Source organism: Paenibacillus ehimensis NBRC 15659, from assembly GCF_004000785.1.
GTDB classification, from domain to species: Bacteria; Bacillota; Bacilli; order Paenibacillales; family NBRC-103111; genus Paenibacillus_G; species Paenibacillus_G ehimensis.
The window spans coordinates 141,512-163,683 of record NZ_BILX01000004.1 but is presented as its reverse complement, the minus strand read 5'-3'; the positions used below and the strand labels follow the sequence as shown (position 1 = coordinate 163,683).

23 protein-coding genes are annotated in these 22,172 nt (G+C 58.6%); 4 read left to right on the top strand and 19 right to left on the bottom strand.

All coding sequences use genetic code 11. The features are described from left to right. Positions 1-263 precede the first annotated feature (263 nt). From PEH01S_RS03980 to PEH01S_RS03970, 3 genes are all read left to right on the top strand, one after another. A complete protein-coding gene (locus PEH01S_RS03980) occupies positions 264-950 on the top strand; it encodes a DUF3995 domain-containing protein (RefSeq protein ID WP_127484026.1) in 687 nt (228 codons plus the stop codon). A gap of 292 nt (positions 951-1,242) precedes the next feature. Beyond that, complete coding sequence (locus PEH01S_RS03975) at positions 1,243-2,544, top strand: hypothetical protein (protein WP_127484025.1); 1,302 nt, start codon at positions 1,243-1,245, stop codon at positions 2,542-2,544. Positions 2,545-2,929: 385 nt separating this feature from the next. Further along, positions 2,930-3,487 (top strand): PadR family transcriptional regulator, encoded by a 558-nt coding sequence (locus tag PEH01S_RS03970; protein ID WP_164827665.1) that lies wholly within the window; start codon positions 2,930-2,932, stop codon positions 3,485-3,487. 43 nt (positions 3,488-3,530) lie between these two features. Here PEH01S_RS03970 and PEH01S_RS03965 read toward each other — a convergent pair whose 3' ends face one another. After that, positions 3,531-4,805, bottom strand: a complete 1,275-nt coding sequence (locus PEH01S_RS03965; RefSeq protein WP_127484023.1) for an MFS transporter — start codon at positions 4,803-4,805, stop codon at positions 3,531-3,533. Between the two features lie 164 nt (positions 4,806-4,969). Here PEH01S_RS03965 and PEH01S_RS03960 point away from each other — a divergent pair, with 164 nt between their 5' ends. Continuing rightward, positions 4,970-5,881, top strand: coding sequence for a LysR family transcriptional regulator (locus PEH01S_RS03960; RefSeq protein ID WP_127484022.1), 912 nt, complete (start codon positions 4,970-4,972; stop codon positions 5,879-5,881). A 73-nt stretch (positions 5,882-5,954) separates the two neighbouring features. On the opposite strand, the gene PEH01S_RS03955 is transcribed toward PEH01S_RS03960, so the two are convergent. The 18 genes from PEH01S_RS03955 to PEH01S_RS03875 form a co-directional block, all read right to left on the bottom strand. Beyond that, positions 5,955-7,526: an amino acid permease gene (locus tag PEH01S_RS03955; protein ID WP_025848809.1), complete on the bottom strand. Its 1,572-nt coding sequence runs from the start codon at positions 7,524-7,526 to the stop codon at positions 5,955-5,957. A gap of 58 nt (positions 7,527-7,584) precedes the next feature. Beyond that, the gene (locus tag PEH01S_RS35760) at positions 7,585-7,713 is read right to left on the bottom strand and encodes a hypothetical protein (RefSeq protein ID WP_275452150.1); all 129 of its coding nucleotides are present in this window, start codon (positions 7,711-7,713) and stop codon (positions 7,585-7,587) included. 100 nt (positions 7,714-7,813) lie between these two features. Further along, positions 7,814-8,791 (bottom strand): ethanolamine ammonia-lyase subunit EutC, encoded by a 978-nt coding sequence (eutC, locus tag PEH01S_RS03950; protein ID WP_025848810.1) that lies wholly within the window; start codon positions 8,789-8,791, stop codon positions 7,814-7,816. A 36-nt stretch (positions 8,792-8,827) separates the two neighbouring features. Next, positions 8,828-10,189, bottom strand: a complete 1,362-nt coding sequence (locus tag PEH01S_RS03945) for an ethanolamine ammonia-lyase subunit EutB (RefSeq protein ID WP_025848811.1) — start codon at positions 10,187-10,189, stop codon at positions 8,828-8,830. After that, positions 10,186-11,664, bottom strand: coding sequence for an ethanolamine ammonia-lyase reactivating factor EutA (locus tag PEH01S_RS03940; protein ID WP_127484021.1), 1,479 nt, complete (start codon positions 11,662-11,664; stop codon positions 10,186-10,188). The genes PEH01S_RS03945 and PEH01S_RS03940 overlap by 4 nt, the downstream gene beginning before the upstream one ends. Positions 11,665-11,683: 19 nt before the next feature. Further along, complete coding sequence (locus tag PEH01S_RS03935) at positions 11,684-12,277, bottom strand: ANTAR domain-containing response regulator (protein WP_025848815.1); 594 nt, start codon at positions 12,275-12,277, stop codon at positions 11,684-11,686. 53 nt (positions 12,278-12,330) lie between these two features. Then, positions 12,331-13,773: a sensor histidine kinase gene (locus tag PEH01S_RS03930; RefSeq protein WP_025848816.1), complete on the bottom strand. Its 1,443-nt coding sequence runs from the start codon at positions 13,771-13,773 to the stop codon at positions 12,331-12,333. Positions 13,774-13,881: 108 nt separating this feature from the next. Then, on the bottom strand, positions 13,882-14,322 hold the full coding sequence (locus tag PEH01S_RS03925) for a EutP/PduV family microcompartment system protein (RefSeq protein WP_025848817.1): 441 nt from the start codon (positions 14,320-14,322) through the stop codon (positions 13,882-13,884). 3 nt (positions 14,323-14,325) lie between these two features. Further along, the gene (gene eutS / locus PEH01S_RS03920; RefSeq protein WP_010499896.1) at positions 14,326-14,667 is read right to left on the bottom strand and encodes an ethanolamine utilization microcompartment protein EutS; all 342 of its coding nucleotides are present in this window, start codon (positions 14,665-14,667) and stop codon (positions 14,326-14,328) included. 10 nt (positions 14,668-14,677) lie between these two features. Beyond that, a complete protein-coding gene (locus PEH01S_RS03915; RefSeq protein WP_025848820.1) occupies positions 14,678-14,959 on the bottom strand; it encodes a EutN/CcmL family microcompartment protein in 282 nt (93 codons plus the stop codon). A gap of 6 nt (positions 14,960-14,965) precedes the next feature. Further along, entirely contained in the window at positions 14,966-15,832 is an 867-nt protein-coding gene (locus PEH01S_RS03910; RefSeq protein WP_127484020.1) for a hypothetical protein, read from the bottom strand. Between the two features lie 6 nt (positions 15,833-15,838). Next, positions 15,839-16,627 carry a phosphate propanoyltransferase gene (gene pduL / locus PEH01S_RS03905; protein WP_127484019.1) on the bottom strand — a complete coding sequence of 263 codons (789 nt, stop codon included), beginning with the start codon at positions 16,625-16,627 and terminating at the stop codon, positions 15,839-15,841. Positions 16,628-16,632: 5 nt separating this feature from the next. Further along, complete coding sequence (eutM, locus tag PEH01S_RS03900) at positions 16,633-16,920, bottom strand: ethanolamine utilization microcompartment protein EutM (protein WP_010499900.1); 288 nt, start codon at positions 16,918-16,920, stop codon at positions 16,633-16,635. A 73-nt stretch (positions 16,921-16,993) separates the two neighbouring features. Next, entirely contained in the window at positions 16,994-18,490 is a 1,497-nt protein-coding gene (locus tag PEH01S_RS03895) for an acetaldehyde dehydrogenase (acetylating) (protein ID WP_025848825.1), read from the bottom strand. Between the two features lie 18 nt (positions 18,491-18,508). Next, positions 18,509-19,030 carry a BMC domain-containing protein gene (locus PEH01S_RS03890; RefSeq protein ID WP_127484018.1) on the bottom strand — a complete coding sequence of 174 codons (522 nt, stop codon included), beginning with the start codon at positions 19,028-19,030 and terminating at the stop codon, positions 18,509-18,511. Between the two features lie 27 nt (positions 19,031-19,057). Further along, entirely contained in the window at positions 19,058-19,702 is a 645-nt protein-coding gene (eutL, locus tag PEH01S_RS03885; RefSeq protein WP_025848828.1) for an ethanolamine utilization microcompartment protein EutL, read from the bottom strand. Positions 19,703-19,895: 193 nt separating this feature from the next. After that, positions 19,896-20,129, bottom strand: coding sequence for a hypothetical protein (locus PEH01S_RS03880; protein ID WP_127484017.1), 234 nt, complete (start codon positions 20,127-20,129; stop codon positions 19,896-19,898). A gap of 103 nt (positions 20,130-20,232) precedes the next feature. Then, the gene (locus PEH01S_RS03875; protein ID WP_025848831.1) at positions 20,233-21,975 is read right to left on the bottom strand and encodes a methyl-accepting chemotaxis protein; all 1,743 of its coding nucleotides are present in this window, start codon (positions 21,973-21,975) and stop codon (positions 20,233-20,235) included. Positions 21,976-22,172 lie beyond the last annotated feature (197 nt).

Genomic DNA, 22,172 nt, shown 5'->3' with positions numbered 1-22,172 from the left:
TTCCGGTCAATATCATTTTAACACCCCGATCATTCCTCTTTTGCTTGAAACGGACTCCCCCCCGCATTGCTGCGGTCAGAATCGCTCCCCCATTTTCCCGTTCGTAAAACGGACCTTCGGACCTGTCGGCGAACAGATCTGCAGACGCGTCACAAACCGGTTTCTCCGATGTATCATCAAGATGTCGCCATCGAAAGATCTGAGATTCGCGGGCCGGGAAGCCTTAGCATACGCCTGGCCGAAGAAGAAAGGAGCCTGCAACCATGCAGCAAATCACAATGAATGACATGACGTCATCCCCAAGATGGAGCGCCTTCGAGAGCTTCACCAAGAGATCGGTATGGCCTGCTTACGCCGGCTGCGTTTGGGCGTTCCTCTATGCGGTGTTCGTCCGGTTCTATCAAGCGGCCGGCGGAACTATAGGCTTGTCGGGTCAACCCAGAAGCCCTGAAACGGGGTTGTATATGGCAAGCTACATTATGGGCGTATTGATTCTCATTTGCGGATTTATCCTGCTTGGACTCGTCAAGCCATGGGGACGAATCGTCCCGGCATGGATGCCGTGGATTGCGGGGAAACCGATCCCCCGAGCGGTTGTTTTAATCCCCACGCTTCTCTGCACGGCGTTCTTGCTTGCGCATGGAGCGGCCGGCATCGTGACGAGAGCCCTTTTTCTGGCCAGTGTCATCGATATCCATCTGCCGGAGCAGTACTGGATCGACATGGATTTGCACGACATGGCTTTATGGGATCTCCTGGTTTACGAACCGTGGTTCCTCATGATGGGCCTTCTGTCCGGCCTAACGGCCGCTCACTACGCGCAGGCTTCTGGGGTTTCGCCGTCCGCTTTGAAACGAAGCACGATGCTTTACCTGCTTTTCGTTGTCCTCCTGACCGCGCTGTTCATCTGCTCTATCGTTTTTGATTTTGTCGAAAAAATAAGCTTTTAACCGCCCGCAACGTCGAAGAAACGCCGCTTCCGAGAAAGCGGCTGCTTTTTAGTCCGCCTTTGCCGTGAAAGTTTATATGACAAATTTGGCATTGACAACGAAAACAAGCCCGGATTATGATACATATGATTCATATTCCGAGTATTTCCATCGTAATTATTAATCATCGACCAGTCCACTGGAGAGATATCATCGTGCTATGCCTTCGAAGCTTGTTCCGCTTTCGGCGCCTGGTACTATGGATATCTTTTTTTATGATCGCATTTATTTCATCTGCTGCGGAGGGATTAGCATGTCGCTGGACAACATCGAAATCGACGAGCAATGGTTAAAGGAAATCGCCGAGTTTCCCTTGGTCGAAGCGCTGTTCGGCCGCCGTTCCCGGCGTTTTTTCCGGGGAGCGGAAATTCCGGACGGATCGCTCGCCTATAAATCCGGGCACGAGCCGCTGCCGCTCGACAATCTTGAAAAGCTGCTCATATTGCTTGCGGTCGGGGGCGTCACCGGATGGCACCATTCCGTCACCCGGCACGACCGGTATAAGCCGCATTTGTCCAATTATTCCGGATCGGCTTCGGGAAGGACGTTCCCTTCGGCCGCCGGCTTCCATACGTCGGAAATTTTTTTCACGGACGATACGGGAACGTATATTTTCCAGACGAGAGACGCCAAGCCGGAAGCGGAGCGTAACGAAGACGGCAGACACAGCATCGCCGAGCTCATCGACAAGTACAAAAAGCGCATCCGCAAAATTTCGGACAAGCGGTTGCACATTCCGAACTACGAGCCATACATGGAGGGACACAATTCCTGGGTCGCCAACCGGCCCGGCACGTTCCTCGCGTTTCCCGTCGGCGATCTGGCGCAGCATACGATTGCCAATCTGTGCTTCTACGTGCAGAACGGGCTGAGCATCTACGACGACGTCAACAATCGGAAAATCCCGGGACTCGAGAAATTTGCCGATATCATCGACGTGGAAAATCCGCTGCCCCTGACGTTCCTTGACCAATATTCGCTGGCCGAATTGTCGGCCGAATTGTCTACGGCCACCTATGCGGGCATGCTGATGCAGCAGGCGCTTGGGCTTGGTGGCTGGATGTTCGACGGCATCGACCGGCTGACGGTGCTGGGCGCAAGCGGCGACCCTGAGGTGCCCGGACTCGGCTTCCGGTACGATACGGACGAGCGCTGGCCGCTGCCGAATCCGACCGGGCTCGAAGGCGTATTCGTCTCGTACACGCCGCCTCACTTCAAAGACATGCGCACCGCCGTCGACGCGTTCTGCGAGCGAAAGTTCGGCCCGAACGGCCCGTTCCATCCGGACACGCCGGGCCCGTGGAAAGACCCGCGCAAAGTAAGAAGCAGCGCGCAGGCGCACGATGAGCAGTTCCGGGCTGCCGTGGCGCATATCGCGCAGTATGTGTACGACACGTTCGGCAAATTCCCGGCGACGGTGCCCTCCGTGTACTCGCTGATGTATTTGCAGACGCATCATCTCGATTTGGACTATTACGACAAGTTTTTCGGGCCGCACTCGTATTTGCGCACCCACGCGGAGCATCTGGAGAAGCGGCACGGCATCAAACGATAAGGTCGCAAAAACAAAAGGCTGCTCCCTCCGCACCGCGCCGAACAAGCGTCAGCCGCCCTTGAGGGGGCAGCACTTGCGTCTATAAATTGACCGACGGCCAGCCAAAACTGCCCCGGAATATGCCACTGCTCCCGCATCCCAAACGATCGTCTCGCCGTGCCGCCTCCTTGTAAAGCGCTTCCAAGTCCCGCGATCTCTTTTTCTCTCGCCACTGCGTAGCCAAGCGGATTTTCGGCCTTCGATGCCGCCCCCTCCAGCGAATGCCTGCCTATGAACGCGCTCCGGCCTTCAAGGATTCAAGTTTGGAAAATTTTTGCATAATGGTGATTTTTGCAATATGATTAATAAGTATAGTTCAACCATATCCATTCCGGAGGGAAACATCATGTCGTCAACCCGTCTGCTCATTCTGGGCGTTCTGCTTAAACGTCAACCGATTCACGGCTACGACGTACGCAAGGAACTGGAAGTTTGGCATGCCGACAAGTGGGCGAACATCGCGTACGGGTCCATTTATTTTGCGCTGAATAAAATGGCTTCCGAAGGGCTTGTGGAAACGACCACTTCCGAGAAAACCATCGAAAATAAAAAAGGACCTGCCCGAATCGCTTATCAATTAACCGATAAGGGAAGGCAGGAATTCGAACGGCTGCTGGATAAGGCCATATGGGAATACAAGCCGGGGTTCGATTCGTTCCACATCGCGCTGATGTTCATGAGCCGCATTTCCAAGGATCATCTGCTCGGCGCCTTCCGCCATCGGATCAACCTGCTCCGCGCCGATATCGAGAGCTATAAAGCGACCGCGGATTTCAACCTTTTTCCCGCCAATTCTCCGCATTATTTAAGCGAAAATTTACGGCTCTTCTCGGCGCGGCTGGAAGCCGAACTGCAATGGATCGAAACCATGGTCGGCAAATTGGAGCAAGGCTTGCTGCTCTGAACCGGACTTGCTGTGCCCGGCGTTTACACCGGCGGCAGCATCGTCAGCCGGCCGCAGCGACGTTCCGCCGGCCGGCGGCTTGAATCCTGACGGACATGAAAGCGGCGATGAAGCAGGTCACGCCCGCCAACATAAACGTCAGCGTATAGCTGCCCAGCCAATCGCGCAAAACACCCGCCGAATAAGCGGCCGTCGACGCGCCGATCTGGTGGGCGACCACAACCCAGCCGAAAATCATGCCTGCGCGTTCTTTACCGAAAGCATCCGTCGTAAGCTTCACCGTCGGCGGGACGGTCGCGATCCAATCGAGGCCGTAAAATACGGCGAACACAAGCAGATGCGTCGGACCCAGCCCCAAGGCCTGCGGCAAGTAAATAAGCGAAAGACCCCGGAGTGCGTAATACCAGAACAGAAGCCACCGGTTGTCGAAGCGGTCGGAAAGCCAGCCGGACAACGTGGTGCCGATCAGATCAAAAACGCCCATCAGCGCGAGCAGTCCGGCACCGGTTACCATCGAAATATCGAAATCGCCGCAGGCGGGGATCAGATGCGTCCCGATTAACCCGTTCGTCGTGAAGCCGCAGAAAAAGAACGTGCCCGCCAGCAGCCAAAAGGTGAAGCTGCGGGAAGCCAAACGAAGCGAGATCAGCGGCTCCAGGAACAAGTTCCCGCGAAACGGACTCGGCTTCACCAATTGCTCCTCGCCATAAGGAGCGGAGCCCACCTCATACGGATGATTCCGCATCCAGATGACGACAACCGGCAGCAATACCAGAAGGACGGCCACCGCCGCATAAGCGGAATACCGCCAGCCGAGCTCTTCCGTGATTTTGGCAAGCAAAGGCAGGAACAGCAGCTGTCCCGTAGCCGCGCTTGCGGTAAGCATCCCAACGACTAACCCTTTTCGTTTGACAAACCACCGGTTGGCTACCGTTACGCCAAGCACATTGGCGAGTGTACCCGTTCCGATGCCCGCCACGATCCCCCATACAAGCTCAAACTGCCACAAAGAAGTCATGAAGGGAGTCAAGGACAGGCTCCCGGCCAGAAGCAGCAGCGAGACCGCCATCGTCCGGCGAATCCCCAGCTTCTCCATCCATGCCGCCGCAAAAGGCCCGATTAAACCGTACAAGAGAATATTGGTCGCTACGACCGTCGATATATCGGAACGGCTCCAGCCAAACTCCTCCTGAAAAGGAAGCATAAACAGGCTCGGGACGGAACGGATTCCCGCCGATATCAGCAAAGTTACAAATACGATTAACACAACGATCCACCCATAATATATTTTGGATGGCCCCGATCCGCTTTTCACCATCATTTTCCCTCCTTGTCAACCAAATGCGTTCTGCCGCCAGCTCCTTTGCAGGGTATTATTACGATACGATAATTAGCGTCATCGGTAAAATTGAAATTATTGAACCTATCCATTGATTTTTATGATAGGATGGGACCAGAACTTTCCGTAAGGCTGGTGTAACCATGGAAATACGTCATTTTGTCACGTTCAAAAAAATTATCGAGTGCGGCAGCTTCACTCATGCGGCAGAGCAATTGGGATACACCCAATCTACCGTCACCTCGCACATTCAAGCGCTGGAAGCCCATTTGGGCGCCCCTTTGTTCGAACGGCTGGAACGAAAAATTCGTCTGACGGAGACCGGAAGCCGCCTTCTGCAGTATTCGCAGGAAATGCTGAAAACGTATGAGAAAATCGAAAATATGGCCAACGAAACGGGAGAGTTGAAAGGAGAGCTGCGGATCGCCGCCCCGGAATCGCTGACCGTCTATCGTCTGGAGCCGATTTTAAGCGAGTATCGAAAACAATTCCCGCATGTCAGCATCAAGCTGAGCAACGCGACCTGCCGGACCAACAAACGAGCGCTGCTTACCGGGGACGCGGATGTCGCCTTTCTCATCCTCCCGGAGCTTCAGGAATCCGATCTGGTCGTTCATTCCTTGGCGGAAGAGCCGATTGTCGTCGTCGGAAGTCCCGACCACCCGATCTCCGCCTTGGACAGCCGTTATCACAACCGGACGCTGGAAGAGTGCCTCATTGCCAACGAGCGGGACTGCAGCTACCGGACGATGTTTGAAGAGTATTTGCGAGACCGGCACATCACCCCGTCGCACATTATGGAGCTCTGGAGCATCGAAGCGATGAAACGCTGCGTCGCCAGCGGCTTAGGATTCGCCTGCCTGCCCCTGCTGGCCGTAATGGAAGAGCTGCGGGAGCATAAGCTGAAGCTCATTCCCGTCGAAGGAAGCTTTAACAAGCTGTTCTCGCAAATGATTTATCATAAAAACAAATGGCTCTCCCCGGCTTTGGCCGCGTTTATCGAAATTACGCTAAGACATGCGAAGGAGTGGTCCTACGAAGAGCATGCGGGTTAATGCGCGCATGCAAGCTCAAAAGCCTCACACCGGTGATTCCGCCGGGCATGAGGCTTTTTTTGCATCTTATGACCTATCGAGCTTTGTGCGAAATCCCTGAGCCGGTGCCGTGGCTTCCCGCTTGCTCCAATTCCCGTTCGCGCCGCAAAATGTCTTCCATCGAAGTATTCAGCGCGGCCAGCGGACCGGGGAAATGATTTTTGTAATACCCGACATCCATGATCACGAGCAGGAGAAGCATGGCGGCGAGCGCATAGCCGGCCGTCTCGTTAGGCGGTATGACCATCACGATGCAGATGAAGACGATCCAGATCAAGGCTACCACGGAAACGAAATCGCTGTACTTGCCGAGGTTCCACGGGCCGAGATGCTTTTCCTGAAACCGTCCTTGCGCCTTCGCCCGGAGCTTCAGCCAAATCGGGATGCCATAGGCCACGTACAAGCCGACGACGCTAACGGCAGTCAGAAACGCGATCGTCGTATAGGCCGCGTCCGGATTAACCGTCTTGATGATGTAATCGACGAAAGCCAGCAGGAACGAAAGAATAATTGCCAGCCAGATGGCTTTGGCGGGCGTGCGGAATTTTTTGGAGATTTGCGCCCATTGGCCGCTGAACGGCATGCCTTTGTCGCGCGAGAAGGCGTACATCATCCGGGAAAAGGAAGTAATCGAGGACAAGCCGCAAAACCACATCGCGGCGGTAACGAGCCACAGCACGACGGACCCGAAGGTGCCGCCCAGCGCTTGGCTGATCACATAAATAAACGCGTTCTCGGAGCCGGCGGCGGCCGCGGCGTCCTTGATCGAGAGCGTGACGAAGGCGAGCATCAGGAAGCCGATGGCAAACGAATACGCCACCGAGGTGAAGATGCCCCAAGGCGCGCGGACGCGGGGATTGATCGTCTCCTCGATCGTATGGGCGGAGGCGTCGTAGCCCGTAAACGTCCACTGCGCTTGCAGCAGCCCGATCAGGAAGGCGAACAGGTACGGCTTGTCGGAAAACGTCTCGCCCACCTTGAACAAATAATCGACGCTGTTCAAGCCGTTTTTCGTAAAAAAGGCCAGCGATACGACAAGTACTGCGACAATGATAATGTGGTACCACGCGGAAAAATCGTTGAGCTTGGCGACGATTCGGATGCCGATGTGATTGAGGATGCCGTGGGTAAGCAGAATGACCGTGAAGGCGATCAGGACGGTCGTATTGTTGGAGGTGTAGCCGAATACGCCGGCAAGCAGCGGATCGGCGAAGAGCGCGACGGAGTAGTCGATCCCGGCGACGATGCCGATCTGTCCGATCAGGTTGATCCACGCCGTGTACCAGCCCCAGCGCTTGTTTTTGAGGATCGCCGCCCAGTGGTACAGCGCCCCGGCCGTAGGAATTGCGGAAGCCAGCTCCGCCATAGCGGCCGCTACGAACATGACGAACAGCGCAACGATCGGCCAGCCGAAGCCCATCATGCCCGGCCCGCCGTACGTTAAGCCGTGACCGTATAAAGATACCGCGCCGGTCAAGATGGAGATGATCGAGAACGAAATCGCAAAGTTGGAAAAACCGCCCATACTGCGCAGCAGCTCCTGCGCGTAACCGAACTTGTTCAAGTCTTGTTTGTCCTTGTCGTGATGATGGAGATGTTCGCTCATGGTTCCCAGCCTCCTTCATAAGGATAACAACAGGATGACAGTGGAAGGTCCGGTCGGCTTATTTTCCGAGGAAGCTTTCATGCTCGCTTTCGTCATAGGTCCGAATGCTGTTTCCGGCAAGCCGGACAATCCACAAAGCAAACAAGCAAGTGACGGCAATCAATGCGATTCCGATCGTCATAGCCATGCAGTCTCACCTCCCTCCCCGGCGCGCTCCATTGGCAAGCTCTCTTCACGGTTATGCGGGTTCGTCTGTGAACATGTCTTTATTTGCAAACGTTTTCTCGTTAGATTTCCAACCGGACTCCGCTTGCTTGCTGTTCGATCATTTTTTTCAGGATCGTGCCGATGTGGGCTCCCGCTTCGACCGGAGGCGTGCCGCCACGGTGAATGTTGGACACGACCGTACGGTCGCTTTCCACCGTTCCCTGCCGGGGCCGGAAGCACATATAGGCGCTCATCGATTTCGACGACACGAGCCCCGGCCGCTCGCCGATCAAGAGCACAAGCACCTCCGGCTGCAGCAGCTCGCCGATCTGGTCCATAACGGCCACACGCCCGCCGCGCACGAAAAACGGAGTGCCGGTTTTCAAGCCGTACGCCTCGAGCGAATCCAGCAAGGACGGATAGACGTCGCGCAAATTGGCATCGACCGCGTTCGCGCTCAAGCCGTCCGAGACGACCACCTGCACCTGCGGCTTCATGACGCACCGCTTGCGGATCAGCTCCACGCCCTCGTCCGTTACGATGCGGCCCATGTCCGGACGCTTCAAATAATTTTCGGTGTTCCCATAGCGCGTCTCCACGGTAAACATGCCGAATTCGTCCAGCACCGCTTGATTGACCTCCCCGTAAATGGAATCGACGGCGGCGGCATGATCGCAGCGGAATTTGAGCATTTCCCGGGTCAGCGGCCGCGTTCCCGCCCGCCATACGCCGATCCGCGCGGGCGTGCTCGCCAACAGCTCGTTCATGCCTTCGGCCCACTTCGGATTCGGGACATTATGCGCCGTCTGTTCGCCGAAGCCAAGGATACCCGGCTCCTCCGCATGGGACCCGGCGTCCATCGCAGGAGTTTGGCGCGCATCCTTTTGGCTTCCGCCACCCGTGCTTGGAGCCGTGGCTTGCTTTGAATCGCCTGCGTCCGCTGTGCTTTTGGGAGCCGGCGCATCTTTTGTGCCCGCCAAGCCGGCCGCGCCCGCTCCAAGCTTCTTCTCCAGCTCCGCCATCACTTGATCGACGAGCCGGTCCAATGAAATGGTCATCGCGTCTCTCCTCCTCTCGCAGCGTTAAACGAATGGTTACATGAACAGGGTCGGATCCCCGGCCAGCGGGGTCAGGCGTCCGTTTTCCATAATGCCCATCTTGACCAGCCAGCGCTCGAATTCCGGCGCGGGGCGGCGCCCCGTCATTTCCCGCAGCGTGGCGATATCGTGAAAGCTCGTGGACTGGTAATTCAGCATGCAGTCGTCCGCCATCGCCACGCCGATAATGAAGTTGACGCCGGCGGCGGTGAGCAGCACGGACAAATTATCCATATCGTTCTGGTCCGCTTTCATATGGTTCGTGTAGCAGACGTCCACGCCCATCGGCAGCTGCTGCAGCTTGCCCATGAAGTGGTCTTCCAGTCCGGCGCGGATGACCTGCTTCGAATCGTACAAATATTCCGGTCCGATGAAGCCGACAACCGTGTTGACCATGAAAGGGTTATATTTTCTTGCGAGTCCGTAGCAGCGCGATTCGAGCGTCACCTGATCGATCCCGTAATGCGCCTCGGCGGACAGCTCGGACCCCTGCCCCGTCTCGAAGTACCATAGATTCGGACCGGTTCCCGTCCCGTCGCGCCGGATCAGGTCGTCCGCCTCGTCGAGCAGGGCGACATCGATGCCGAACGCTTTGTTGCCGGCTTCGGTGCCCGCCAGGCTTTGGAACACCATGTCGGCGGGGGCGCCCTGCCGGATCGCCCGCATCTGCGTTTTCACGTGCGCGAGCACACAGTTTTGCGTCGGAATTTGCCACTTGGCCATCACTTCTTTGGTCGCGTTCAACAGCTCCTTCACGCTGTCCGCCGAATCGATGACGGGATTGATCCCCAGGACGGCGTCCCCGATTCCGTAGCTTAACGCTTCGAACAATGACGCTTTCATGCCTTGGATGTTATCGGTCGGGTGGTTCGGCTGGGCCCGGCCCGCAAGCACGCCTTTCTGCCCGATCGTAATGTTGCAGTGGGTCGTCACTTCCATCTTGGACGCCGCCTGCATCAAATCGAGATTGCTCATCAGCTTGGCGGCGGCCGCTACCATTTCGCTGGTAAGCCCCCGGCTGATGCGGCGTATTTCGGAGCTGCCCGTCTCGTGCCGCAGCAGCGTTTCGCGCAGCTCGGCTACGGTCCAGTTGCGGATTTCCGCATAGATTTTCTCGTTGATGCCTTCCTCGATGACCCGTGATACTTCATCGGTTTCGGGCGGCAGCAGCGGATGGTTGCGAATGTCCGCCAGCGTCAGCTCGGACAGCACCAGCTTGGCCGCCATCCGTTCCTTGGCGTCCTCGGCCGCGATCCCGGCGAGCTGATCTCCGGATTTTTCTTCGTTCGCCTTGGCCATCACGTCTTTTAAATCGCGAAATTGAAATGTTTTGCCGAGCAAAGCGGTTTTCAGCTTCAACGTCGGTCCCCCTCTCTGCCGTGAAACGCCAGCGTCTTGACGACCACGGGAATCATAATGCCCGCGATCGGTTCCCCTAAATCGATATAATCGCCGTGCTCGACCTTGATCTGATCGATGCAGACGACCTTCGTCCGTTCCTTTAACCTTTTTTCAAGCGACTGCCCGAGCGCCTTGGCGATGTCGGTGTCGCAAACGACGACCATTACCCGGCTGTCCGGAAAATAGGCGGCGAAGCTTTCGCTGAGCCGGTCGGCCAAGCGCTGAAGCGAGGCGTAGCCGCAATGCTCAAGCCCGGCCACAGCCAGCGCGAACGGCGGCGAAGCGTCCCGCTCGAACAAGGCGGCGCCGCTCTGCATCGTCTGTCCGACGACCGCGGCAAGCGAGGCCGGCTGCTCGAGCAGCGAAAGCGACAGCTCCAGCTTGCATACCGGGAGGTTGCGGATCGGCAGCAGCGAAGGGTCCAAATGCACGGTGGCCCCGCTGATTTCCGTGCTCTGCATGCCCGCCCCGATGACCGTCGCCCGGACGGTCTGAGCGGGCACCGCCAGCCGGATCGGATATCGCGCGGCGCATGCTTTGAGCGTATGCGCCAGCAGCGGTCCGATATCGCCATGCCTGGCGGCTTCGGCCAAGCTCTGCGGCTTCGCTTCCTCCATGAGCCGCCCGATGCCGCCGGATATCGTCCATTCTTCGATCGGCGGCACCTGCGGCAGCGGAGCGCCGAGCGTCAGCTTGCGAACCGCATCGCGCTCTTCGGGAGCCGTCATGCCCGCCAAATCGTCCAGCATGGCGAGGCTCATCGCCCGGCACAGGTCCTCAAGCAGAGCGTAGCTGACGGTATGCCCCGGCTCCAGCCGGTATCCGGCGGCCTCCAGCCACGGGCGGATCGAGGGCGAGACGCTCGTCACCGTTCCCCCGGCGTTCAGCTCGATCAGGCGTCCGCCGATGTGATACGTCACCGTGCCGACCGCTTTCCCCCGGTAAAACACGGCCGCATTGGCCGTTCCTCCGCCAATGTCGATATTGGCGACGGCGCCGCGCACCTCCAGCGAGCGGCGGTCTGCCCCGGCGCCCTTGCCCGCGAGCAGCCCTTCGAGATCGGCCCCGGCTGTCGCGACGACAAAGTCCCCGGACCGCTCGGCCAGCAGGTGCACGATCCGGCGCGCGTTCGCTTTCGTCGCCGTCTCGCCGGTGATGATCACCGCTCCCGATTTCAGCTCTTCCGGGCGGACGCCGGCCCGCTCGTACTCTTCGGCCAGAATGGCCCAGATCCGCTCCGCGTCCACCTCTTCTTCGCCGAGCAGCGGCGTGCTGTAGATCGGACTCGCGTAGATCAATTCCCGCTGCGCAATGTCATAGCGGGGAAGACTGAGCGCGCCTGACGTCCGCACCAGCTTCAGACGGCTGACGATCATTTTGGTCGTGCTCGTGCCGATATCGATGCCTACGCTGGCAATCCATTGTGGCTCCATGCGTCCGCTCACCGCTCTTTCACGGACCGAGCCAGCGCTTCGGCCCGTCCTTCAAAATTCCGTCCGCCAGCTTGACCAGCGGCATGCTGTCCGCCATCGCGGCCGCGCGCATTTTCCGGTACGCTTCTTCCTCATCCAGCGCGAAGGTTTTCATGACGAGCCCCTTCGCTTTCTCGATCCGTTTCCGCTCCTCGATCGACTGCTTGAGCTGCTCCAGATCTTTTTTGAGCGAGTCCATCCGTTCCTTCTGACTGAGCGCAATTTCGACCGCCGGAATCAAGTCCTCCTCCGACACCGGTTTGACCAAATAGGCGGCAACCCCCGCACTGCGGGCGTCCTGCACCAGCTCCTTCTGGCTGTACGCCGTCAGCAGCAGGACGGACGTTTCCGTGTCATGCAGACTGCGAATGATACGGGACGCTTTGATGCCGTTCATCACCGGCATTTTCACATCCATAATGACCAGGTCAGGCTTGAGCGCGGCGACGAGCTCGATCGCTTCCTCGCCGTTCTTCGCTTCCCCAGCCACCGCATAGCCTTCTTCCTCCAGCATTTCGCGGATATCCATTCGTATGATCGGGTCGTCATCCACGACGACGATCGAGTTCTTCATCCTGACACCTCCTCATAAGTCCGGCGAATAGACGCCGCTTGATCAGCGGGCGCTTAGACCGGTTTCGGCTCCGCCGGGAAAAGCGGAAACGTGATCGTGACCTGCGTGCCTTCCCCGGTGGAAGCCATCTGCAGGAGGCCTCCGAGATTTTCGCGCACGAGCGTTTCCGTAATTTTCAAGCCGAGATGGCCTTTGCGGGCGATATCGCCCGAGGCGGGCAGCCCGATGCCGTTATCCGCTACTTCCATGCGGACAATCTGCCCGCTGCAGTACAGCGAAATCCGAATATCACCCTGCTCGCGGTCGACGAATGCATGCGTCACGCAATTTTGCACGAGCTCGTTGGAGACGAGCGCCAGCGTGGTGGCCATGTCGGACGGCAGCGTCAGGGTGTCCCCCGAAATGGCGACGCGAATCGCTTGATCCGGCTTGGCCGTGGAGGAGACGACGTTTTTGGCGATCCGATCCAGCACATCGTTGAACTGAATCGTTTCCAGCCCGTCGTAGGCCAGCATCTCGTGGATAACGGCGATGCTGTTGATCCGGTTGATGCTGTCGCGGTATATTTTCTCGACCTCTTCCAGCTTCGTGCGGCGCATTTGCAGCCGAAGCAGGCTGGAGACGGTTTGCAGATTGTTTTTGACCCGGTGGTGAATCTCCTTGATGACGGCCGATTTAATGACGAGCTGCTTCTCCTTTTCCTTCAGGTCCGAGATGTCCCGGATCAGCATCAGCCCGAGGGCTCCCTGCTGCTGCCGGTTGATGGAGACGGTTTTCAGCTCCAGCGCGACATGCCCGAGCACAAGCTCCTGACGGACGATGCCGGTTGGCGCGAGCAGCGAAGCGCGATCAAGCTTGCCGTAAAACAGCTCGACGAGACTTGAGCCTTCCGGCGCGCCGCTGTGCCCGAGCTCCTGCAGCATTTCCCGGGCGCGCGGGTTCGCATAGGTGACGTTCGCCTGCCCGTCGAACAGCACGATGCCCTCGTGCATGAGCGATTGGACGCTGCTTTCCGACAAGGCGACCGCAAGCAGCGTTTCGCTGAGCTGCTCCGTCGTTTCGCGCAGCCGCTCCACGTTTTTTTCCTGCTCGACGATCTCCGAAATGTCCTGCTCCATGATCAGCACGCCGATCACGCGGCCGGTTTTGGCACGGATCGGGACGACATTTTGCCGCATCGCGATCTGCTCCTGGGAGATCCCCCGGGAACCGATGACCGGTTGGCCGGAGAGCAGGCAAAACATGACGGCCGGCTCGTTGTGCGCATAAGCGTGCATGCCGACGACCGACGAGCGGTAGAGCGATGGAGCCGTTGTCGGCTTGGCCTCGGCGACGACGAGCGCCGTGCCTTGATCCGCAAGCGGACAGTCGATGAACACGTCCGACTGGAACACGTCGGCGAACAATTGCAAATGCCGCGACAAATCTATAATAACTTCCACTTCTTCCGCAGATAACGGGGTACGCCCCGCACACAGTTCGGCGATCGATGGCATAAGCAATCCCTCACGAAGTATCGATTTGTACATGCACCGATTTTATTGTCACACAAACCGCGCTGCGAAGAAAGCCCTTACACAAGGTAAATTTCTTCCTGTTTCCTGCTAGCGGTTGACGATGCCGAGCAGCAGCGTCTTCAGCTCCTCGATTCCTTCGCCGCCGGCCGCCGACGTCAGGAGAATCTCGCCTTTAGGCAGCGATGACCGGAGCAGCGAGACTGCCCGGTCCGGATCGGCCTTGGGGTGATCAATTTTCGTGACGGCCCCGATGGCCGGAATCGGAAAGCCTCCGGCAAACCCGGGCGGAAAATAGTTCCGGTCACGGGTCGCGTCCTGTATGAGCAAAATCGCCGCCGCTTGATGCGATGTCGCCATCAGCGAGCGATAGTAGAGCGGATTCTCGCTGTACTCGCCGGGCGTATCGATCAGCCAGTCGCGGAACACGAGGCTTTGCGTTTTAACCGCCGGCTCCTCCTCGCCCATCAGCGCTTTGACCAACGTCGATTTGCCGGCGCCGACGGCGCCGATGATCATCACTTTACGCATGGCTTACGACCTCGTCAAAGGAGCGATTGAAAATTTCAGCTTCTCGTGCAAAAAGTCGTTGACCGATTCAATCGCCATTTCGACCGCAGATACGTCTCCCACAATAACCAGAGAGCCGGTGAAGCGGTCCAAATAGCCGATATCGACGTTCGCCGCTTTCGTGGCAATATCCGCCGCGATGATCGCCGTTTCCGTCGGCGTCAACGTCAGAATGCCGATCGCACTCGCCTTCTCGATCCCGAGCTTCGTGTACAGCACGGGATCGGGATTGGCGATGACATGCGCCAGCGTGAGCTGCTTGCCGGGTACATATTCCTGAATAACCCGCTGTTTCTCCTGTTCCATAGGCCTCCTCCTAACCGCCGCTGTCGTCGCCGACCTCGAAGCTGTCTACAATGCCGACGATCATGGCGTCGATGGGCACCATTTTACCGCTGAACAGCACGCGGGCCGGACTTCCCCGGGAAACGATCACATTCTCGCCGACACCCGCTCCGATGCGGTCTGCGGCGATGACCGGCTGCCCCGCTTCGCGGTCCTTGAAATCGATCGGCTGGACAACCATCAGCTTCAGGTTGTCCATGCCTTCTTCCTTCTGCGTCGCCCACACGCTGCCGATCACTTTTCCCATAAACATAGGACTTCACCCTTTATCCGCATACTGGACCGTGACGTCTTTTTCCCTCAGCAAATCCGCCGCCAGCGGCGAAACGATCGTTCCTTTGCCGAGGATCAGCTTCCGCACGTCCGGCGCGCTATCCGTCTGCCGCTTCACCCATTCGGCGGTCAGCAGCTTGCCTTCGAACGCGGCGCTGCCAGCGGTTGCCGTATTGCCGGTCGCAACTACGGTTTGAGTGCCGGCCGCTTCCGGCGACGATGTTCCCTTAGCCGGCGCATCCTGCGCCTGCTGACGCTGCGCCGCGCCGCATTTGCGCACGACCGCTTCCGCAAGCAGCTTCTGCGGAGCGAACTCCGCGCCGAGGGCCGCAAGCTCGCGCTTATAGCGCTCGAACAGCTTGACGTAAGGCTTCGGCAGCGTCAGCGTTTTCAGCGTACGCCGGTCCGCCCGTTTCAATCCGGGTATATCGTCCCCGATCAGCACAAACTTATTCAAGACGAGCGCGGAAAACAAGATTTCCGCCTTCACCGTCCCTTTCAACCCCTGCGCGGCCCGCGCGGCATTATCCACATCGATCTCGGGAATGACGATTCCGTCGTATTCGAGCGGCAGCTCCAGCGGCGCAGGCGCATACTCGTCGGCGGCGATAATTTTGCCCGGACCGCCGCATTCGATTTTATGCAGGCCGAGCCATGAAGATGTTTCCCCGTCGAGAAACAGCAGATCGTAGCAGATTCCGCTGTTTTTGAGCAATATAAAATGGTCCGTGAACGCCTCGTGCGCGGTGCTGTCGCAAAACAGATACAGCACTTTGGGCTTCTTCGCCTGCTCCGCCTGCATCGCCTGCACCAGCTCACGGACGATCGATTCGATCATCGGTTTGATCTCCATCCTTCGCTACCCCCTTTCCGCACGCGTGAAAACGCCGTTTTTGCCGATCATTTGCACCGTGTCCCCGGTGTTCAATTGAGCGGCGTTCGCTTCGTCCGTATCGAGATGAACGTCAAGCGCATAGCGCGGGTTTACCCGGACCACAACGTCCGTAAACGCCAGCGGCCGGTCGCCGCGGGTCTGCAGAATGATGCGGTCCCCGTCCGACACCTGAAACCTCCGGGCGTCGTCAGGCGACATATGGACATGGTTTTTGGCGACGATCAAGCCCTGCGCCAGCACGACCGCGCCCTTCGGGCCGGCCACCGTAATGCCGGGCGTGCCTTCCAGATCGCCCGACAGCCGGACGGGAGGCTTCACGCCAAGCGCAAAGGCGTCCGTCCGCGATATCTCGACCTGCGAAGCCCCGCGCGAAGGTCCGAGAATGCGCACGTTCTGCAGAACGCCCTTCGGACCGATCAGCGTAACCGTTTCCTGCGCGGCAAATTGTCCGGGCTGCGACAGCTCCTTCAGCGGGGTAAGCTGGTAGCCCTCGCCGAACAGCGCCTCGACATGCTCCGGCGACAAATGCACGTGCCGGCCCGAGACGCCGACGGGAAGGAGCGGCGCTTCGGGCGCCGGCTCCGCAGGCAAGGCCGCCGGAGCTTCGGCCTTCAGACGCTGGATGGCAATGCCCCGGCTTTTCAGAAAATCATTGGCCGCCGGCGTCAGCAGGTCCCCGGCCGCGATCGGATACGGATTCGGGAGCCCCTGCGCCAGCCGGCTGCGAAGACTCGTTTCCGTAATCAGCGCCATAGGGATTAGCCTTCAAGCTTCGGCAGAATGAATTCAATATCCGTGTGAGGACGCGGAATGACGTGTACGGAGACCAGCTCGCCGATTTTTTCCGCAGCTGCCGCGCCGGCATCCGTAGCCGCTTTCACTGCGCCTACATCGCCGCGCACCATAACCGTCACCAAACCGCCGCCGACATGCACTTTTCCGATCAGCTTGACATTCGCCGCTTTCACCATCGCGTCCGCCGCTTCAATCGATCCTACGAGTCCTTTCGTTTCCACCATACCGAGTGCCGCCAATTCTCCTGCCATTGTCTATTCCTCCCTGGAATAATAATTTTTATTAGATTATTGAAAATTGCTAAGTCAGCAAGCTTCGACGAACTTACCTGGCCTCCAGCTGCAGTTCGGACAACACGCTGCGGACGATCTGCAGAACGTCCTCCCGCGAAATCCCCGGATTGCCCGAGGCTTCCGGCTGCAGCTTTTCCATCGTCCGCTCCACCGCCTGCGCCGCCGCGGGGGCGATATCCATCTCGCGGATGCCGAAGGCGACGCGCTTGATGTTGAGCAGATGCTGCGGACCGATGTTGTCCGACGTAATATTGTTGCCGAACGAGCCGCAGCCCAGTGTAAACGACGGCGTAATGCCGGTCGTGGCGCCGATGCCGCCGAACGTCGTGCCCGAGTTGACAACGATGCGCGAGGCCGGCTTTTCCAGCCCGAACGCTTCGATGACGGATTCGTTCTCGCAGTGGATACCGAGCGTATGCCCGAGCCCGCCGAGCTCCAGCAGCTCCATGCAGCGGCTGCAGCCCTCCAGCCAATCCTTTACGGTGTAGAGCGCCAGCACCGGGCTTAGCTTCTCCACGGAGAACGGGTACTCGTGTCCGACGCCCGTTTCTTCCGCAATCAAGACCCTCGCCTCCGGCGGAACGGTAAAGCCCGCCATCTCCGCGATCACCTGCGGCGAACGGCCGACGACCTTCGGGTTCAACCCTTTGCCGATCGTCAAAATCGAACCGACCTTGCGTTTCTGCTCCTCGTCCAGAAAATAGGCGCCCTGCCGTTTCAGCTCTTCGACGAGCTGCGGCTTGATCGAGGCGTCGGCGACAATCGCCTGCTCCGAAGCGCAAATCGTGCCGTAATCGAACGTCTTGCTTTGCAAAATCAAGCTGACCGCGCGGGACAGGTTCGCGCTGTGGTGCACGTACACCGGAACGTTGCCCGGTCCGACGCCATATGCCGGCTTGCCCGAGCTGTAAGCGGCCTTGACCATCGCCGTGCCGCCGGTCGCCAGGATCACATCCGTCCGCTTGTGCTTCATCAGCTCATTGCTCGCCTCGACCGAGGGCTTCGACAAGCAGTGGATCAAACCGGCGGGAGCCCCCGCCTTCTCCGCCGCCAGCCGCATCGCCTTGGCCGCTTCCTGCGAGCAGCGCAGCGCCGACGGATGCGGGCTGATGACGATCGCATTGCGCGCCTTCAGCGCGATCATGCACTTGAACATGACGGTCGACGTCGGATTGGTCGACGGGATGATCGCGGCGACGACGCCGACCGGCTGCGCCACTTCCCACACCTTGCGCTCGTCATCCTTGCGGACGATCCCGACCGTCTTCATGTCTTTCATCGACTCGTAAACGTTTCGGGCGACAAAAAGATTTTTAGCCGTTTTATCGGCAACTTTGCCGTACCCGGTCTCTTCCACGGCCATTTCGGCCAGCCGTACGGCTTCCGCCTCGGCCGCCCGGGCCATCGCAGCGACGATGTCGTCTATCTGCGACTGGGTCATTTTTTCCAGCAGCTTCTGGGCCTGACCCGCCTCCTGCAGAAGGCTGCGCACTTCCTGTATCGCCTGCAAATCGGCGTCCAGCTTCATATCGGGTTCTCACTCCCTTCAGTCCTTCTTCTCCGTAAGCAGCCGGATCAGCTCGGCCTTCGCCGCCGTGCCGATGCCGGAAGCGTTCAGCGGGAATCCGGGGGTATTGCGGGCAAGCTCCCGCAGTTGCTGCAGCGAAAGCTTCGCCAGCGCCTCTGCGGATGCCGCATCCCCGCTTCCCATTCCGGAAAGACTCTCCGCTTCGTCCGCTGCCGCCTCGGCGGCACCCGGCTCCGGCTTCGCCGGGGCTTCCTTCCGCCATATGCTTTCCAGCATCGCCGAAACCGAAAGATCCGGCCGCGGAATCACATGCGTCCCGACCAGCTTGCCTACCCTGCGGGCTTCCTCTGCGCCTGCTTCCACCGCTGCCCGGACGGAAGCGACATCCCCTACGATATATACGGTAATAAGTCCGGCATCCGCTTTTTCATAAGTCATGACCCGAACGTCGGCCGTCTTCGCCGCAGTATCGGCCGCAGCGATCAAGGCGGGCACGCCGATCGTCTCGATCAGTCCCAATGCTGTTATCGACTGTGTCATCTCCATCACCCGCTTTCGTTAACCAGATTATTTCGGCTCCCGCGCGACGCTGAGAACGGCATCGGCAAAAGCGCTCGCCGCCGCGGTACAAGCCGACTGGCTGCCCGTCAGCAAACCGCCGCCGAAGTTCGTCTCCGTCGGCGGGCCGTAAAATTGGCACAGCCTGACGTCCGCCGCCTTCAATGCGGCATCCAAGCCGTACACCGCTTCAAGCGGCGGCGCGATCAAATACGCGAGCGGCTCGCCTTCGGCGATGCCCGCCACCCGGGACAAGTAGGAACCCGTTCGCGAAATGACGTGAGCGTAGTACGCATGCGTGCCTTCGCTGTTCAGGGAATAAAAGCACGCGCCGTTCTCCATCAAAGCGATAGCCGCGTCCAATCCGCTCTTCACTTCGGCCGGCGTCCGGCCGCCGAGCATCCCGATAAATTCCCCCGACAGCGGGCCCGAGGCATGCGCCGACCCCGCGTAAAAGGAACGGGCATACACCACTTCCACCGCCGCTTTCTTGGTCGCCTCGTCCAGCGCCGTATAGCCGACATCGTCGATACTCGACGTTAACATCCCCAAACTCCGGATGTCCGGCTTCAGCTCCAGCTGCCGGGCCAGCTCCGGATCGACATTCGGAATGATCCGGACAGCCAGCGGCACGGCACGAATCGGCTGCTTCACTTGGTTCACCTCCGCTGCATCCATCAAAAGACGACAAAAAGGCGCCCCCGGGCCGAAGAACGTGCGAACGCGTTCTCCGATCCAAAGGCACCGTTGCCTTCATGCTATTTTTTTATTGGCGTTGATAATTGAATTGTAAAACAAATCACATTATTTTGCAAGCGTTATCACGACGGTGGCCCCGCCACAAATTTTACCTTGATCGCCCGAACCGGCTCATTCGGGTTTCTTTCTTCTCCCGCTCGGCCGCCTCGTCTTCAAGCTCGGACATCCACAGCAAGCCCATCGATAGCGCGAACGTTATGCCCACCAGCGCGATTCCAAGCATCAGCTCGCCGATGATTTGCAGATACATCAGCACGGCGGCGGAGGCCAGCATGCAGCCGAAGATGACCCATCCGATCCGCCGTGCCGTGATTCGCTTCATTTCCGTTCCTCCCCCCCGTTTCCGAACACTCCATACTACAGCATATTCGGGGAAAAGAGGCTTTAGAATCTGTGTGGGAGAAGCGCAGCTGCCTCCGCCTGCATTAAAGCTTGAAGGCATTCACCTGCCGCTGCAGCAGCACCGACATTTCCTTCAAATGGCTCGAAGCGGAAGAAATCTCTTCCATAGCCGCCAGCTGCTCTTCGGAGGATGCCGCCACATTCTGCGTATTGTCCGCGGCCTCTTGGGCGATGCGGGCAAGCTCTTCCAGCGAAGCGGCGACTTCTTCGGTGCCTGCCGACATTTCCTCGGAAGCCGCCGACACCTCCTGCACCTGGCCGGCCACCTGCTGGATCGCATGCAGGATGCGTCCGAACACTTCGCCGGCTTGCCCCGCGGCCGCCGTTCCTTTGGACGTTTCGTTCACGCCCGTCTCCATCGAGGCGACCGCCCGCTTCGTGTTGGCTTCGATCTCCCGCAGCAGCGCGGCAATATGCTCGGACGACTCCTTCGACTTCTCCGCAAGCTTCCTCACCTCAACGGCGACCACGGCGAACCCTTTGCCGTGCTCTCCCGCCCGGGCCGCTTCGATGGACGCATTGAGCGCCAGCAGGTTCGTCTGATTCGCGATATCCGCGATCAGCGCCATAATCTCGCCGACTTCCTCCGAACGGCTCCGCAGCTCGTGGATGACGCCGCCGGTCTCGGTCATGACCGACTCGATGCGGTTCATCTGCGCAATCATCTGCTGCACGACTTCGTTGCCCTGCGCCGCGTCGCGCGACGTCTCGGCGGACAGATCGGCGACGACGCCCGCCGATTCGGCAATCCGTTCGATGCCTGTGGCCATCTCCATCATCGCCCGCTTGCACTCCTCGGCGCTCTGCAGCTGATTCTCGGCGCCTGCGGCGACCTGTTCGACCGCACGGGCCGCTTCGCCGGTCGCTTCGGCCGTTTGCTTCGCGCTGACGGTCAGCAGATCGGACGATTCCGCCACTTCGTCGGAATGGGTTTTGATACTGGCCACCAGCTTGCGGATACTTTCGACCATATGGTTAAAATGCTCGGAGACGAGCCCGATCTCGTCGCGTCCGTTCACCGGCACGGAAACGGACAAATCCCCTTCGGCGGCAAGCTTCGACACTTCCGCCATCCGTTTCAGCGGACGGACCGTCCGAATCAGCAGCCAAATCATCAGCCCGATAAACAGACCGCCAATGGCAAGGCCGATCAAAATATTGAGCAGCAGCGCGTGGTTCAAATCCGATTGAATCGAGCCGTAGTCGAAGTCGAGGCCGAACACGGCGACCGTCTCGCCCTTATCCGTCCGAATGGAGCTCAGAATGGAAATCCACGTGCCCGAGGCATCCGTATACACGTCGGTCATGCCCGTCCCCTTCTTCATCGCATCCTCATACGCCCGCTGAAACTGAGCCGACAGCTCGTAGTCCTCCAAAACCTTCGCTCCGTGTTCATTCAACGCCCGATTGGCCTGCATCATCTTCGCATAGTTCTTATTGTCCTTCGTAATCATCTCGCTTGACATCAAGTAGCTGTTGGTGACGATATTGCTTGTGAGCATTTTCTCCAGCTGCGCCTGAATCCGAACGTTCGCCGGGTCGGCCATGTACTTGTCGTAGCTGAGCGACATCTTCTGTCCGGCCGCCTGGATATCTGCGCTCTGCAGCTCCAGCTGAGCGTCCATCGCTTCTTGAATATACGCTAGCGATTCAAAATACATGGCTCTTTCACGAAGATACGACATCGAGGTAAATGCGGCCGACATGGCGATCAGCAGGACGACCAGCACCCATCCGGCTTTCACGACTAAACTGCGATTTTTCATAGCATGCACTCCTTAAAGCTCATTTGTACACGCCCGCTTGTGATAGGCCGGGGTTCCCGGACTCGGCTCGCGAAAGCGATGTACTACTATATATCGTTGAAAATCGGATGGAATTTTAGATGGGAGTCGATGGAATTTCAAAAAATTTCATCCTGGAACCCCGGCACTACAAAAAAACAAGCTGCCTGCCGGCATAT